The sequence below is a fragment of the Apibacter sp. B3706 genome (assembly GCF_011082725.1).
Classification (GTDB): domain Bacteria; phylum Bacteroidota; class Bacteroidia; order Flavobacteriales; family Weeksellaceae; genus Apibacter.
In genome coordinates, this window is record NZ_CP049715.1 from 915,966 (window position 1) to 932,641 (window position 16,676).

Annotated in this window: 15 protein-coding genes; 4 read left to right on the forward strand and 11 right to left on the reverse strand. The window is 29.4% G+C overall.

Features of this window, described 5'->3' with window-relative positions:
- Positions 1-91: 91 nt before the first annotated feature.
- Genes G8C41_RS04170 through G8C41_RS04180 form a run of 3 tightly spaced genes read right to left on the reverse strand, consistent with a single transcriptional unit; the run spans position 92 to position 3,227 of the window.
- Positions 92-1,942 carry a DUF3413 domain-containing protein gene (locus tag G8C41_RS04170; protein WP_166006237.1) on the reverse strand — a complete coding sequence of 617 codons (1,851 nt, stop codon included), beginning with the start codon at positions 1,940-1,942 and terminating at the stop codon, positions 92-94.
- On the reverse strand, positions 1,942-2,397 hold the full coding sequence (locus G8C41_RS04175; protein WP_166006239.1) for a CvpA family protein: 456 nt from the start codon (positions 2,395-2,397) through the stop codon (positions 1,942-1,944). The genes G8C41_RS04170 and G8C41_RS04175 overlap by 1 nt, the downstream gene beginning before the upstream one ends.
- 2 nt (positions 2,398-2,399) lie before the next feature.
- On the reverse strand, positions 2,400-3,227 hold the full coding sequence (locus G8C41_RS04180; RefSeq protein WP_160542104.1) for a prephenate dehydratase: 828 nt from the start codon (positions 3,225-3,227) through the stop codon (positions 2,400-2,402).
- Between the two features lie 93 nt (positions 3,228-3,320).
- Here G8C41_RS04180 and G8C41_RS04185 point away from each other — a divergent pair, with 93 nt between their 5' ends.
- Positions 3,321-4,019 carry an ABC transporter ATP-binding protein gene (locus G8C41_RS04185; RefSeq protein ID WP_166006241.1) on the forward strand — a complete coding sequence of 233 codons (699 nt, stop codon included), beginning with the start codon at positions 3,321-3,323 and terminating at the stop codon, positions 4,017-4,019.
- 29 nt (positions 4,020-4,048) lie between these two features.
- Here the strand turns inward: G8C41_RS04185 and G8C41_RS04190 are convergent, their stop codons facing one another.
- Positions 4,049-4,651, reverse strand: a complete 603-nt coding sequence (locus G8C41_RS04190) for a hypothetical protein (protein WP_166006243.1) — start codon at positions 4,649-4,651, stop codon at positions 4,049-4,051.
- 17 nt (positions 4,652-4,668) lie between these two features.
- On the reverse strand, positions 4,669-5,211 hold the full coding sequence (locus G8C41_RS04195; protein ID WP_160556641.1) for an RNA polymerase sigma factor: 543 nt from the start codon (positions 5,209-5,211) through the stop codon (positions 4,669-4,671).
- A 248-nt stretch (positions 5,212-5,459) separates the two neighbouring features.
- Here G8C41_RS04195 and G8C41_RS04200 point away from each other — a divergent pair, with 248 nt between their 5' ends.
- Positions 5,460-6,365 carry a TIGR01777 family oxidoreductase gene (locus G8C41_RS04200; protein WP_166006245.1) on the forward strand — a complete coding sequence of 302 codons (906 nt, stop codon included), beginning with the start codon at positions 5,460-5,462 and terminating at the stop codon, positions 6,363-6,365.
- A 141-nt stretch (positions 6,366-6,506) separates the two neighbouring features.
- Here G8C41_RS04200 and alaS read toward each other — a convergent pair whose 3' ends face one another.
- Positions 6,507-9,116 carry an alanine--tRNA ligase gene (gene alaS / locus G8C41_RS04205; protein ID WP_166006247.1) on the reverse strand — a complete coding sequence of 870 codons (2,610 nt, stop codon included), beginning with the start codon at positions 9,114-9,116 and terminating at the stop codon, positions 6,507-6,509.
- Positions 9,117-9,176: 60 nt separating this feature from the next.
- A complete protein-coding gene (locus G8C41_RS04210) occupies positions 9,177-9,677 on the reverse strand; it encodes a hypothetical protein (protein ID WP_166006249.1) in 501 nt (166 codons plus the stop codon).
- Between the two features lie 281 nt (positions 9,678-9,958).
- On the opposite strand from G8C41_RS04210, the gene G8C41_RS04215 reads away from it, so the two are divergent.
- Positions 9,959-10,435, forward strand: a complete 477-nt coding sequence (locus G8C41_RS04215) for a septal ring lytic transglycosylase RlpA family protein (protein WP_221411736.1) — start codon at positions 9,959-9,961, stop codon at positions 10,433-10,435.
- Between the two features lie 232 nt (positions 10,436-10,667).
- On the opposite strand, the gene G8C41_RS04220 is transcribed toward G8C41_RS04215, so the two are convergent.
- Complete coding sequence (locus G8C41_RS04220) at positions 10,668-11,564, reverse strand: helix-turn-helix domain-containing protein (RefSeq protein ID WP_166006251.1); 897 nt, start codon at positions 11,562-11,564, stop codon at positions 10,668-10,670.
- Positions 11,565-11,730: 166 nt separating this feature from the next.
- Here G8C41_RS04220 and G8C41_RS04225 point away from each other — a divergent pair, with 166 nt between their 5' ends.
- Positions 11,731-12,717, forward strand: a complete 987-nt coding sequence (locus G8C41_RS04225; protein WP_166006253.1) for an aldo/keto reductase — start codon at positions 11,731-11,733, stop codon at positions 12,715-12,717.
- A gap of 311 nt (positions 12,718-13,028) precedes the next feature.
- On the opposite strand, the gene rimO is transcribed toward G8C41_RS04225, so the two are convergent.
- From rimO to G8C41_RS04240, 3 genes are all read right to left on the reverse strand, one after another.
- Complete coding sequence (gene rimO / locus G8C41_RS04230; RefSeq protein ID WP_160566116.1) at positions 13,029-14,330, reverse strand: 30S ribosomal protein S12 methylthiotransferase RimO; 1,302 nt, start codon at positions 14,328-14,330, stop codon at positions 13,029-13,031.
- Between the two features lie 81 nt (positions 14,331-14,411).
- A complete protein-coding gene (locus G8C41_RS04235; RefSeq protein ID WP_166006255.1) occupies positions 14,412-15,374 on the reverse strand; it encodes a hypothetical protein in 963 nt (320 codons plus the stop codon).
- A 101-nt stretch (positions 15,375-15,475) separates the two neighbouring features.
- Positions 15,476-16,639: a class I SAM-dependent RNA methyltransferase gene (locus G8C41_RS04240; protein ID WP_166006257.1), complete on the reverse strand. Its 1,164-nt coding sequence runs from the start codon at positions 16,637-16,639 to the stop codon at positions 15,476-15,478.
- Positions 16,640-16,676: the final 37 nt, after the last annotated feature.

The window sequence follows — 16,676 nt, forward strand, 5'->3', positions numbered from 1 at the left end:
AGTCGTTTTATTAATTATTCTGAATATATTTTTTTGTTTAATTTTCTGTTATTTGATGTATAGATTTCCTTTATTTAGCAACTGAAAACTACTATTTTTTGGATGTATGGTAAAAACGTGAATTTTCAATTACCGCATCTTTAATTACACTAAAATCAACGGTATTTTCATTTACCGGATTTAATTTTTTATCGACAACATCATACATTCCCGAGGAATAAACATTAATTATCATATTTTTTTCAATGATAGCATATTTTTGATTATACCCGCAGATAAACCAATTTCTATTCTTGCAATCATATAAATTTTGGCCTACGCTATAATCGTAATAGTGATTTGTAACCCCCAAAACGGTATTCATAAGCGTTGGAATAATATCATAATGTAAAGTTAAATGAGTATAAGTTTTTGCCGGTCTAGAAGCATCAAATACAATTAGGGGTGTGCCAATTTGATAATCTGAAAAATTTCCTCCGTGTTGCCAATATCCTTTTTTATTGTCATTAAATTCTTGTCCATGATCTCCTGTAATGACTACAATTGAAGAGTCTAAGAGCTTTTTCTCTTCTAATTTTTTCAATATGTTTCCTATGAGACCATCAATATAATTTAATGAATTTTTATATCTGTTATAAAAAGGGATTGGATTGTAATCATCATTTAAAGCTATATAATTTACTTCATCTAAGGTCGGTTTAAATTTCACCTGAAAATCTGAAGGATAATCAAAGCCATGAGCAGAATCAAAAAATAAGAAACTGAAAAAGGGAGTATTTTCTTTTGAATCATAGTAGTTAATAAATTTTATCCATTCATTATAAATATCTTTATCTCTTTCTGAAGGTGAATTTCCATTCGATTCCAGTCTCAAATTTTTAATTCCTGAAAATACATTTTTATTAAAAGGGGGATTTTCAAGCGTTGAGCTGGACAAAATTGATAATGTATAGCCTTGTTTAAGTATTTCATTGAAAAAAACCGGAGATACTTGTAATCCTGTAAAATTATCATAATAAGTAGCAGGTATGGCATAAAATAGCGAAAATATGCCTCCTGTGGTCATATTTGATCCGCTTTTATGGTTTTGAAATACTTGTGATCTTTTGGACAACTCAAAAATATGCGGAGTTATATTTTCGGTCATGCAATTGAATCTCCATGAGTCTATTACTATGAAAATTATATTCTTTTTTTGGCTATTTTCAGATAGAATTGGCTTTAAAGGATAATTGATCAATGATTTTGAGTACGAGCGACTAAGTAAAGTATTTTTTTCAATTTCTTGTTTATTAATTAAATTAAGTTTGCGAAAAAGTGATTCAGAGGTTAACGGATAGAAGACAGGATATATATTTTTCATTTGAGCAATAGGCCTGTATCGACTCGCATCAGCCCAAGCATATATAAAGTTTGTACCAACTAATAAAAATCCTATAATCACTAAGATTAGCTTAATTTTCAAATTAGGTAATTTTTTGGATAGTTTGGAAGAAAAATACAGTATTAGTATCTCAAGTAAAATAAGTCCAATTAGGTAAAGTATTGCAATGGTAGTATTTATAGTTGAAAAATGAAAAATATCTGTAGCTCTTTTTCCAAAGACTAATTTAAATACTATAGGGGATAAATGATACCTAAATTGGCTAAATACCAGTAAATCTATTTGCAGATATAATATAATAAGAATAGAAAGAAAGCTAAAAATAAGTTTAGATAGTAATTTTGATTTGGTAAAAAATAAGAATAAAAGACTCAGTAACAGTGGAACACAATTAAGAATAAAAAAATGTGTAATAAGTGAAGAAAATATATAAAAATATGTAATGAATCCGCTTAAATTTTCGGTATATTTTAAATATTTAATCCCTAAAAAAATTACCAGTAAAAAATTAAAAAAATTGGCTAAACATAATTGTTTACTAAACAAATTAATTTTCATTATATATATTTAAAAACAACAGTTTTGAATAAAGATACAAAATTTAATAAATTAATAGAACAATTTTCTTCAGTTAATATATTTAAATAGTATAAAAAACAATAAATCATCATTATTAGTAAGAAATATTTTAAAGCACCCAATGCCATTCCTGCTAGTTGGTTAGTGAAACCTAAACCTAATTTTTTTAAAATTTTTTCAATAATTCGGGATAAAAATAGAATACTTATAAATAAAATGATGAAAACGCAGACATAGCTGACCCATGTCGATGTTTCTTCTGAAATTATTTTATTTTGTAATAAAATGCTATGCATTTGAGATAAAAACAGAGAAGAAAATAAATATCCGACCGTGAGTCCTGCGATTGAAGAAATTTGTTTTAGAAAGCCTTTAATATATCCTATAATTGCACCGATTAGAGTGCCTCCCAATAAAATATATTCATAGTTCATTTTTAAATTTTATCTTCCTTATACTCCCCTAAGATATGTAAAAAATTGGTATTATTTTTTATCTCTTCCAATGCCCTGCGGTAATTGTCATCATTTCCTCCGGGAGTAATAATATCCGCATGAAAAGAATATTGGAAAACCGATCCTGATAAAGGCACAGATTGTATTTTAGTGATATTCATTTGATGGTTTGCAAGAATATTTAAAACTTTTGCTAAACTACCCATTGTATGATCTGTAGTGAAGTATAAGGATGCTTTCGTAAAATTTTCAACTTTTTCCGTTTGAGGAGATAATAAATAAAAACGGGTGTAATTATCAGAAACATCATGAATATTTTCAGCCAAAACTTGTAATTGATACATTTCTGCTGCCAATTTTGAGCCAATAGTCGCTATACCTTTCATTTTTTTACTATGAATATTATATGCACAAGTTGCGGTATCGTCTTTAGATAATAATTTCCAATCAGGATATTTTTCAAGAAAATTTTCACATTGTAATAAAGCCATAGGATGGGTTCTAACTTCAGAAATTGAATCTAATGTTTCTCCCGGTAATGCTAATAAATGATGTTTAATCGGTAAGACCACTTCACCGACTATGTGTAACCCGTGTTTGGTAATTAAACTATAATTGGGTAAAATAGCTCCCGCTATTGAATTTTCTATGGCCATCATTCCATAGTTTGCTTTCCCATTAATTACATCCCTTACTACGGTTTTAAATGTAGGACTATCAATTATTTCCACTTTTTCATTTTGAAAAAAACGGTTTACGGCTTCATGATGAAACGATCCTTTAATCCCTTGTATTGATATTGACTTCATAAATTAATGGTACTAAACACCCAATTTTTTTTATTTTTATTAATTATATTTACATAAATTTAATGGAACAGCTTTGTTCAAGCTAGAAATAAAATGTCTGTAAAAATACAAAATCTAACTAAACATTATAAAGGACAAATTGCTTTACATGCTATTTCTCTGGAAATAAAAAAAGGTGAGATTGTCGGCTTATTAGGTCCAAATGGAGCAGGTAAAACAACCATGATGCGGTCAATTACAGGATCGTTATCTTTTGACAAGGGAAAAATTTGGATCAATGGTATGGATAATCAAGAGTTTCCATATAAAACCAAATCGTTAATTGGTTATCTTCCGGAAAATAATCCATTATATTTAGATATGTATGTTAAGGAGTATTTAAGCTTTGTTTCGGATATTCATCATACTCCCAAAAGCGAGATTTCCGACATTATTGAAAAGGTGGGCCTACAAAAGGAACAAAATAAGAAAATCAGTCAATTATCTAAAGGATATAAACAACGAGTGGGACTGGCTCAAGCAATTCTCTTTGATCCTGAAATTTTAATTTTAGATGAGCCGACTAATGGTTTGGATCCCAATCAAATTATTGAAATCAGGCAATTAATTCAGGAATTAGGTAAAAAGAAAACCGTTATTTTATCTACTCACATTATGCAAGAGGTTGAAGCCTTATGTTCAAGAGTCATACTTTTAAATAAAGGATCTATTATTCAAGATAGAAGTATTGAGGATTTTAAAGGTAAATATTTAAGTTTGGAAGAAGCTTTTTTCGAATATACCCATCATTAATTATTGAAAAAATAACAACTTTACTTTTTCTAAAATAAAACAAAACCATCCTGTGAAATTTCTTCATCGTATAAATTGGTAGTTTCCTCATTGGTAAAATACAAATCATAGATAACATTTGAAGAAGAAATTATCTCTTGTTCAATCATTTTATCTTTACTAGATTCCATTTTTTTTGGAATTCTTTTAGGTGAACGTTTAGGAATATTGTTCGTTGAACCGGAAGTTGATACAAACGAATCCGACGGTTTAGGTGCATATAAATTATCTGTTAAAGCTAAATGGTTTTGATTTTCTAAGTTAGCACTTGTTATCGAAGAATCAGTAGTGTATTGATTTTTAGTACTATATATTCCCACCATTACAGCGAAAAATAAACAGGCTGCTGCCGGAATCCAATATATTTTTTTAGAAAATAAAGTAAAAATTTTTGGCTTATCAGGATTTATTTTTTCAATCGTATTTGATACAATTTTCTTGTCTAAATTTTCAAAATAGTTATTTGGAATTTTGTAGGGGGATTCTGAAGGGTTATTAATTAACGATTGGGAAACAATACGTTTCTCCAACTGAGCAAAATAATTTTCAGGGGTTTGGAAAGGAGTAGATTTATTTTTATTGACGTTATTCATACAAGGTTTTAAATAAACTATTTTTCAATATTGGCTAAAAGAAATTGTTCAACTTTTTTAGAAGCATGATGATAGGAAGACTTCAAAGCCCCTACAGATGTTTCCAGAATTTCCGACATATCTTCATATTTTATATCGTCAAAATACTTCATATTAAATACAATTCGTTGTTTTTCGGGTAATTCGGCTATGGCTTGTTGCAATTTGAACTGAATTTCATCTCCATCAAAAAAATTATCATCTTTGAGTTGAGAAGACAACTGAATGACTAATTCATCGCTTCTTATATTTTTTTTCTGAGCAGCACTATTAATAAAATTCAATGATTCATTAGTTGCTATTTTGTATATCCAGGTTTTAAGACTTGAATTTCTTTTAAATCCGGATAAATTTTGAAATACTTTAATAAATACATTTTGAGTTATATCATCTGCATCTGCATGAGTATAGACAATTTTACGTATATGCCAATATATGGGTTGACTATACCTTTTTACCAGCAGCCTGAATCCGTTGTTAACATCTTTTTCTAAAAGAAGTAAAAGTTCTGTTTCGTCCATTTTTATTTCTTATTATTTAGACAATAAGAAATTAGAAAAGTTTAATTTCAATTAATAATTTCATGCATTATAATAAAAATATTCTTTATTAAAGGAATGTTATTTCAAAAAATAAGATTTTATTTTTAAATATATAAAATAAACTATGGGATTAAACCAACGGCCTGTTATTTGATATAATAGTTTGATAACTAACAGCATATTATTTTGTTATCGCAATTACAACGATTACCGTTAAATACTAAAAAATGGAAGAAAAAGAAATTATACTAATAACCGGCGCTCACGGAACGGTTGCCAACCAATTATCGACACTCTTAAAAAGTTACTCTCTCCGTTATCTTACCAGAAAAAAAACCAAACCGAATGAATATGAATGGGATATTGAAAAGCAATATTTGGATACCAACGCTTTGGAGGGAGTTAAACATATTATTCATCTAGCCGGTGCAGGTATTGCCGATGAAAGATGGTCGGATGAAAGAAAAAAAGTTATACTTTCCAGCCGAGTAGATTCGGCCAAACTTATTCTAAAAGCTCTAAAGGATAGGAATCAAAAAATACTCACCTTTATCAGTGGTTCGGCTTCCGGCTATTATGGCAATACCACTTCAGACAAGATATATAAAGAAACAGATTCTAAGGGTAATGATTTTTTAAGTGAGGTATGTTTTCAATGGGAATCAGCAGCTGATGAATTTTTATCAGAAGGCGTAGCCGACAGAGTTGTAAAAATAAGGACAGGTATATCCTTATCTAAAAATAAAAAAGGCGTTTTATATAAAATTAAAAAAATGGTAAATTATTATGTAGGCGCCTGTCTTGGTTCTGGAAAACAGTATATTCCGTGGATACATATTGATGATTTATGTTCTATATATAAATATGTTTTGGTAAATGAAGGTTTACAAGGTACTTACAATGCGGTGGCTCCTTCCTACACAACAAACAAAGATTTAACCATTGATATTGCCCGAAAGTTAAATAAACCTCTTTTTTTACCTAATGTGCCCGGTTTTATACTGCGCTGGTTATTTGGTGAAGTTTCTACACTTTTATTGGAAGGCAGCAGAATTTCATCGGAGAAAATTCGCGCAGCCGGATTTACTTTTAAGTATCCCGATTTAGATAGTGCTTTAGATTCTTTATTATAGTTTTATTATAGTTTAAAGAATAATGTTTGTGGTAGAAAAAAGTTTAGACGAAGTCGCAATCTTTTCATACAAAAAGTTTGTGCTCAATTATAAATTTTTATAATTGAGCACAACACAAATTATTATTATTTATTTATTTATTTATTGTAAATAGTCTAAAGACTTTTTAATAGCAATTGCCAATCCTGATAAATCGCTTCCTCCTGCTGTGGCAAAAGAGGGTTGTCCTCCACCGCCGCCTTTTATTTCTTTAGATAAAGCTTTTACGATCGTTCCTGCATGTAAATTTTTAGTTTTAACTAAATCTTCAGAAATTCCTATGGAAAGTGTAGGTTTTTGATCGGTATGAGTACCTATGATAATAAACAAATTGGAAATTTCATTCTTTAGTTGAAAAATTAAATCTTTTACTGATGCATTACTTAAGTCGGTCTGTAATCCAAGGTAATTTACTCCATTCACTTGAGTAATTGAATTTTTCCAAAGTATTTTTTCATGATTTGCTTTTTCTTTGTTGAGTTGCTCAACTTGTTTTTTTAGTTGATCATTTTCCGAATATAATTTCTCAATGGATTTAATAGGATCATCTGGCTGTTTTAAAAAGCTTTTTAAACGATCATATTGACTGAATTGATCTTTAAGAAACGCTATGCCTGTTTCGCCGGTAATCGCTTCAATTCTTCGTACCCCTGCGGAACTGGAAGATTCACTCATAATTTTAAAAAATATGATTTCATGCGTATTTTTTACATGGGTTCCTCCACATAATTCAACCGAATTTCCAAATTTAATTACCCGTACTAAATCGCCATATTTTTCACCAAAAAGAGCCATAGCTCCCATATCAATAGCTTTTTTAAATGGGACTGCCCTATTTTCGTCTAATTCGATTCTTTCATAAATTTTGGTGTTGACCATCATTTCAACTTTTTGTATTTCTTCCGGACTCATTTTGCTGAAATGGGAAAAATCAAAACGTAAATAGTCCGGTCCTACATAAGAACCTTTTTGTTCAACATGTTTACCTAATACTTCCCTCAATGCTTCATGTAAAAGGTGGGTCGCCGAGTGGTTTTTGGTTATAGCCTCTCTTCTTTTGCTGTCTACCTTTGCATTAAATGGAAATTCAGGGTATTTCGGAAGTTCTTTTACCGTATGAATAATTAAATTATTTTCCTTTTTAGTATTTAGAATTTCTATTTTTTCATTTAGATTTTCAATATACCCTATATCCCCTACTTGTCCTCCACTTTCGGCATAAAACGGGGTAATTTGAAATACTAATTGATAAAATTCTCCTTCTTTATTTTCTACCTTACGATATCTTGTTATTTTAACATGAGTTTCCAAAAAATCATAACCTACAAATTCTTCTACATCATCTTCTTGTAAGATAACCCAATCATAATTTTTAAAAGTGGAAGCAGATTTGGAACGAGCTTTTTGTTTGCTCATTTCTTCATTAAAACCATTTTCATCAATGGTTTTTCCATGATCCTCGGCAATTATTCGAGATAAATCTGAAGGAAAACCATAGGTATCGTATAATTCAAAAACAACATCTCCGGGTATGATTTCTAATTTCGGATTGTTTTCCATAAAATTAGCCAATCGTACCAATCCTTGATCCAGCGTTCTTAAAAATCCAATTTCTTCTTCTTTTATAATTTCTGATATAAGACTTTCTTGTTTAGAAATTTCGGGAAAAAACTCTCCCATTTGAGTATTTAAAATCGGAACCAGCTTGTATAAAATAGGTTCTTTGATATGCAAAACACGGTATGCATAACCAATGGCCCGTCTCAAGATTCTTCGTATTACATATCCTGCTCCGGAATTAGAAGGTAACTGTCCGTCGGCTATAGAGAATGTGATGGCTCTTACGTGATCTGCCAAAACTCGCATGGCTATATCAACGGTAGTGTTTTCGCCGTATTTTAGTTCGGATATTTCTTCTATTTTTTTTATTAAGGGAGTAAATACATCTGTATCGTAATTAGAAATTTTGCCTTGTAATACCATACAAAGCCTTTCAAATCCCATTCCCGTATCTACATTTTTTTTAGGAAGTTTTTCTAAACTGCCGTCCGCCTTACGGAGAAATTCCATAAAAACCAGGTTCCAAACTTCTATAACTTGCGGATGGTCATGATTAACTAAATTTTTACCATCGATTTTTTTTCTTTCTTCATCCGAACGGATATCAACATGTATTTCCGAACAAGGCCCACAAGGTCCTGTTTCGCCCATTTCCCAAAAGTTGTCTTTTTTGTTACCGAGAAGTATTCGATCTTCTGAAATATGTTCTTTCCAAAAGTTGTAGGCTTCCATATCTTTTTCTAAGCCTTCTTCTGCATCTCCTTCAAATATGGTAACATAGAGCCTGTCTTTTGAAATTTGAAATACATCAGTTAACAATTCCCAAGCCCATTCAATAGCTTCTTTTTTAAAATAGTCTCCAAAACTCCAGTTTCCAAGCATTTCAAACATGGTGTGATGATAGGTATCTTTACCTACATCATCCAAGTCATTATGTTTTCCTGAAACCCGTAAACATTTTTGAGTGTCGGCCGTACGCTTATTTTTAGGTTCTTTATAGCCTAAAAAATAATCCTTAAACTGTGTCATTCCGGAATTGGAAAACATGAGTGTAGGATCATCTTTTAAAACAATCGGAGCAGACGGAACTATACTATGTTGTTTAGATTTAAAAAAATCCAGAAAAGTTTTTCGTATTTCTTTAGAAGTCATTTTTACTACTTGGTTTTTGGAGCTACAAAAATAAGAATTTTAAAATTTCGTTTAAAAAAATTAATTTATTTCTGCGTTTTGTTTAAAATTTATGATATCCTTTAAATCATTCATGGTGTATTGCATCCACTCGATTTGTTTTTTAATCTTTCCCTCTTTATCAAAATAGAACCATGAAGTGAATTTCATGGAATGTATTAATTTATCCTTATAATAATAGGGATTATATTGCCCACTAACTGCTACGATGCTATCATTCGAAACTATTTCTTTAATTGTTACGCTTTCGGGATAATCTTGATGTTTTTTAAAATTTTTGTCATTCCAACTGTTCTCATACATATCCAAAATTATATTTTTGCCTTCCAATAAAGATTGCGAAACGGCATCTACCCATTTAGGATTGTTGTCCGTATAAAAGCCCATAAGTTGTTTGGCGTCTTTTCTTTGAGCATATATTTTATAAAATTCTTCTACATTTTTTATATTTTTCTTTTTCTCAATTGAAGTACACGATAGTAAGACGAGGCATAAAAGAAAATAAGAAACAATTTTTTTCATTATATAATTACGTTTAGTTGTCAAAAATAATACTATTAATTTATATTTATTTATCAATAAAACATTTGTTTTTAATAAAGTGAATTTCATTTATGATTAAAAGTGAAAAAAATTAACAAAATCAATATAATTTAACATTTTTTTAACTATCTCATTGAAACCCTTTATTTAAAATAAATATAGAAGTTTACATATGTATGCTTACCATATGTGAAATGTATTTAAGAATATTTTAGATAATGAGATTGTAATTTTGCAGCACAAAAGAGTAAAACTAAAATATGAAGAAAGTAACTTTAGCATTGATGATTATTTTATTAGTGTCTTTATCATTTACATTTTTTCACAGCGAAGAATTGGTAAAAGCTCCTTCCCTTTCTCATGTATCCGGTGACACTATTAAAGTAAATTACCAAAATGACAGTTTGACAAGTAACGTTTCCAAAGAAGAGGCAGATAGTAATGAAAAATCCACTCTTTCCGGGCGTGTTTCTTGGTATGGAGGAAAGTTTCACGGTCGATTGACTTCAAGCGGAGAAAGATATAACATGAATGATTTTACTGCTGCACATAAAACATTACCATTTGGGACGAAAGTTAAAATTATAAATCCAAAAAATGGTAAAGAAGTTATTGTACGAATTACTGATCGTGGACCATTTGTACCTAAAAGAGAATTTGATTTAAGTAAAGCTGCTTTTGCAGAATTAACAAGCTTAAATGCAGGAGTCATAAAAGTTAATTATGAAATATTGTAATTTCATTGCTTAAAAAAATTTTAATTATAAACTCCGGTTATTGTTAACCGGAGTTTTTTTGTTTATAAATAGGGAATCTTAATTTTAAATATTTTAAAATGAAATGGAGTAAATAAGTAGTATTTTAAAGATATTTTATTTAATAAGATTTCAATTGCTTTTCTTTATTTACGTACAAGTTATTAGGTAATTAATTGTTTAAAATTTGAATATCCAATACTTATAAAAATTTTTAATTGATATTTCTATATTCATTAGGAGTAATACCTAATTGATTTTTAAAAAATCGGGTAAAATGTTGAGGATATTTAAATCCAAGTTCATAAGCGATTTCAGAAATATTTTTATTCAGATCTAAAATTCTTTCTTTAGCTAAATAAATAACTTTTTCTTGGATATATTCTTGAGCTGATTTTCCGGTTTCTTTTTTTACTAAATCTCCAAAATAGTTGGATGATAAATTCAATTGTGAGGCGCAAAAAGCTACTGAAGGTAAACCCAAATTTTTTGAATTATCAGAAGAAAAATATTCATAAAGTAGTTTTTCAAATTTTTCTAAGATTCCTTTATTAATATCTTTTCTTGTATCGAATTGACGATCAAAAAAACGAGAACTGTAATTTAGTAGTAGTTCAATATTGGTAGTGATCAGTGTATTGCTGTGTTTATCTATAGGTTGTTCAATTTCATATTGAATATTCTTAAAACATTCTAAAACCATTTGTTTTTCTTTGTCGGATAGATGTAAAGCTTCGTTACTGTCATAAGAAAAAAATGAGTATTTTTTTATGTCTTTACCTAATTGAGTTCCAAGTAATAGGTCGGGATGGAACAATAATCCCCATCCTTTAGGTGCATAGGTGGTTACATTGGGCTCTACTTTCATAATTTGTCCGGGTGAAATAAAAACGAGAGAGCCTTCTTGGAAATCATACGTATTTCTTCCATATTTTAATTCACCGCATTTTAATTCTTTTAAAAATATGGCATATAAACCGTAATTGAATGTTTGAGCTGTTATCGGTTTAGTTTTTGATAAATCAAGTACGTTAACTAATGGATGAGTGGTTTCAACTCCTCGCATGGTATTATAGGTTTTAACACTATCTATAGAAATAATTTTTTCCATTTTAGATGATCATTAGATTCATTCAAATTTACATAAATCATGTTTTTACTCGTATAAGAAATTAATAATCAGTAAAATTGATAACAATTTCAGTAAATTATATAAAATTAAAGCTATTTTATAAAAGTATCTTTGTTGATATAAATTTACTATTAAATATTTTTAAATGAAAACAAGAATATTAGGAAAAAATGGACTTGAGGTTTCCGAATTAGGTTTGGGTTGTATGGGATTAAGTTTTGGTTTAGGTCCGTCCATTGAAAAAAAAGAAGCAATAAAAGTAATACAAACTGCTTACGATTCCGGAATAACTTTTTTTGATACAGCTGAAGTGTATGGCCCCTTTACGAATGAAGAACTCTTAGGAGAAGCGGTAAAAGAATTTAGAAGTAAAATAAAAATAGCCTCCAAATTTGGATTTAAAGATGGAAATTCCTCCAATCCGCCTGATAGTAGACCCGAAAGTATTAGAAAAGCTCTGGAAGGCTCACTTAAAAGATTAAAAACCGATTATATTGATTTGTACTATCAACACCGAGTTGATAAAAATATACCGATTGAAGAAGTGGCAGGAACAATCAAAGATTTAATGAAAGAAGGCAAAGTTAAACATTGGGGATTATCGGAAGCAGGTCCTCAAACGATAAGAAAAGCCCATTCCGTTCAACCGGTTACTGCTCTGCAAAGTGAATATTCCTTATTTTACAGAGATCCTGAAAAAGAGATTATTCCTACACTGGAAGAGTTAGGGATAGGATTTGTTACATTTAGTCCACTTGGCAAAGGTTTCTTAACCGGAACCATTAATGAAAATACCCGGTTTGACAAAAATGATTTTAGGAATATAGTTCCTCGTTTATCGGTTGAAAACAGGAAAAAAAACTTTGTATTAATTGATTTTATAAAATCTATCGGTACAGAACTTAATGCAACACCTGCCCAAGTTGCTATTGCTTGGTTATTAGCTCAAAAGCCGTGGATTGTTCCAATACCGGGTACTACTAAATTAAATCGTTTGAAAGAAAACATAGAAGCTACTTCTCTAAAATTAAGTCCTGAAGTTTTAAATCGGATCAATGAAGGATTGTCTAAAATTAATATTGTTGGAGATCGATATCCGGAAAATCTTAATAAAATGATTGATAAGAATTAAAAGAATTATAGTTGGATAGGGTTTTTAATGAGTTAAGATTGCTAAACAATTTTATATGAGTTAATAAACGCCGAAAAATCAATCAATTATATTATTTTTTTTTTGCTTATTTGTGACAACCGTTGATTGTCATATAATTTAAGTAAATGTAACTTTATATAAGGGACTGATATAAATTATATATCAGTCCCATTTTTATATTGTTTACCAATATGTAGAAGCAAATGCGTAAATAAGAATTTTTTTAATCAAATGAATCGATGATAAAAACGATTATTGATAGCCGGCAAAATTTTAAATAAATAGGATTACTAAACTAATTCGCCATAAAGGTCAAAATCTTCTGCACGATTAATTTTAACAGATACAAAACTTCCTACGGATAAATATACATCATGGGCTGAAATTAAAACTTCATTGTCCACATCCGGTGAATCGTATTCTGTACGGGCAATATAATAATCTCCTTCTTTTCTATCTATAATACACTTATAGGTTTTACCGATCTTTTCTTGATTTAATTCCCACGAAATTTGAGATTGAATTTCCATGATTTCGTTTACTCGATTCATTTTTTCTTCTTCAGTAAGAGAATCTTCTAATGAATAAGCGGACGTGTTTTCCTCATGGGAATAAGAGAAACAACCTAAACGATCAAATCGTTGTTCTATAACCCAATTTTTTAATTCTTCAAAATGTTCCTGAGTTTCGCCCGGATAGCCTACAATTAAGGTTGTCCTAATTGCCATGTCGGGAACTTTCGAACGGAAATCAGTCAACAATCGGTTAGTTTTTTCTTTGGTAGTTCCTCTTTTCATGGATTTTAATATATCGCTTGAAATATGTTGGAGAGGAATATCAATATAATTGCAAATTTTAGGTTCATTTTTCATAAGTTCCAGAACGTCCATAGGAAATCCTGTAGGGAAAGCATAATGCAGACGAATCCACTCAATACCTTCCACTTTAATAAGCTCTTTTAATAAATCTGCGAGAGCTCTTTTTTTGTATAAGTCTAAACCGTAATAAGTTAAATCTTGAGCAATTAAAATTAATTCTTTGGTTCCACCTCGAGCCAACGATTGAGCTTCTTTTACCAGTTCTTCAATGGGAGTTGAAATATGCTTTCCACGGATTAAAGGAATTGCACAAAAACTACACGGTCGATCGCAACCTTCCGAAATTTTTAAATAGGCATAATGTCTAGGAGTGGTAATTAATTTTTCTCCTACTAATTCATGTTTGTAATCAGCACCTAAAGCTTTCAACAATAATGGCAATTCACGAGTACCGAAATATTGATCGACATTAGGAATTTCTTTTTCTAAATCGGGTTTATATCTTTCCGAAAGGCATCCGGTAACAAATATTTTTTCAATAGTTCCTTCTTCTTTTTGTTTGACACATTCTAAAATAGTATTAATACTTTCTTCTTTGGCATTATCTATAAATCCGCATGTATTAATTACTACAATGTCTCCATTTTGTTCATGAACAACCTCTTTGTTATTGGCTTTTAATTGATTGATAAGAACTTCAGAATCGTAAATATTTTTAGAACAGCCTAAAGTTATTACGTTAATTTTTTTTTTCCCAACAGATTTTGTTCGCATTCGCTGTTATTTTTAATAAGGCAAATTTATTTATATTTTTATGAAATGTATAGGACAGATTACAATCAAATAGTATTTTGATCAATTTAATTCTAAAATTTCTTTAACCCATGTTTTAACATGGTATTTATTAAGAATATGATCCGGAACTTTCTCATACTTTGAATATAAAAATTCATCCGGTATTTCAATATTTTCAGGGTCTATAATCAAAATATTCGCAGGATTATAAAAATCGTAATTGACAATGTCTTTATTGGTAGTTATCAATTTTTTATGATGTCCTAAAGCTTCAAATACACGAAATGTCAAGCCTATTTGTTCAGGCCTTTGTATGTCAACCATAAGATTAGATCTTTTAATTTTTTCAAGGACTTCATCTCTGGAAACCATTTTATTTAAATATTTAATCTTGGTTTTGAATTTTTGAGTGTAAAAATTAAAATGGTTACGATTTACAACCAGAAATTCATAGGGATAATTTTTATTTTCTAAAATTTTTGCAATTTTTTCTAATATGGGAGTTCTATTATCTAATGATGAAATATTGAAAGCTATTTTTTGCTCATGAAGATTTATATCTTCCATTTGCTCATAAATATAATTGGGTATAAATTTTAAATTATATTTTTTGGCATCATTTCTATCATAACTGTAAATTTTATCAAAATATTTAAAAGTATCTGTAATAGAAGGCATACGCTGAATACCATCGTAATGGTAAGCAATCATTTCATTACTTGTATGTTTACAAAATTTTAAAGTTTCAGGAGATAACCATTCTGCATGAATTATAACGATCTTATCAAATTTATCGTTTTTAGATAAAGCATTTTTAATTAATTTTTCCAGATGGGTTCTTTTGATATTAGTATTAAAAAATGATTTAGTAATTAAATTTTTTAATCGAACCCATAGATTGGGATACCTATATCTGTTTGCATAAATATCAATATGAATTGCTTCTATATCTAGTTCTTTCATTGCAGAGATAATATATTTATCATATCTATAATAATCTAAAGATATTAAAGCGATTTTCATAATTTACTGTTATTATATAACCGTTGTTAGTTATTAAAATATAGCAAATTTAACTGTATGTACTAAATTATTATATTATAATCATCAATTTTCACTAATTTTTAACTTATTATCTTATTTTTTTTACTTCCTTCATAAATATCGTATTGAAAAAAACGACATTCCAATTTCCCGTTATAAATTTTAATTTTTCTTGAAGGACGTAAGCCGATTTTTTTATAGGCTTCCAAATCTGAAGTAATGAACCAAGCTAATGTGTTTTTATAATTATTTTTTAATGTATCTCCGATATTTTTATAAAAATGATCTGTAGTAATGGATAGTCTTTCATCGTAAGGAGGATTAAAAACAACTAATAAGGGAAATAGTTCTTTTTTTGAAGTAAAAAAATCCTGATTTTTTAATTCTATAAATTCTGACAAATCTGCTGCTTCAATATTATTTTTTGCAGAAACTAAGGCTTTATCAGAAATATCATATCCGACTATTTTACCTGAAAAATCTTTAATCCTGTTAATTCGAGTATCTTTTATTTTGTTAAATAACTCCAAATCGAAATTTTTCCAATTCATAAACCCAAATTGTTTTCGATGCAATTGCGGAGGCATATTTAAAGCGATCATGGCGGCTTCTACTAACAAAGTGCCCGAACCGCACATCGGGTCAAGAAAATTTCCTTTTCCGTCCCATCCTGCTAAATTCAATAATCCGGCAGCTAATACTTCATTTATAGGAGCTTCAAAATGAGATTTTCTGTAACCTCTTTTAAAGAGTGGATCTCCACTGCTGTCTAAAGATATAGTTACTTCTTGGTTACTGATATGTAAATGAAATTTTATATCCGGATTATATCTTTCAATGTCGGGTCTTTTGCCAAATTTTTTTCTGAAACGATCAACGATTCCATCTTTCATTTTTAACATAATGTATTGGGAATGTTTAAAATAATCGGAATATACCGTTGCATCAATTGCAAAAGATTGCGAATTGAAAAAATAATTTTCCCATGGAATTTTATTTATTTCCTTTTCAAAAATAGTTTCATTTTTAGCTTTAAAATGATGTATGGGCACCAAAATTTTCAGGGCTGTTCTTAACGAATAATTCGCTTTGTATAAAAATCCTAAATCTCCAAGGAATTCAACCGCTCTGTTTTTTTTAACAATTTGAGAAGCACCTAAATGTTTTAGTTCTTGTACAAGCACATCTTCTAAGCCATAAAAGGTTTTGGCTTGCATCGTAAAGGAATCGTTATTAGCAAACATTATAATATTTCAATTAAAATGAAGTTAAATGTGTTAA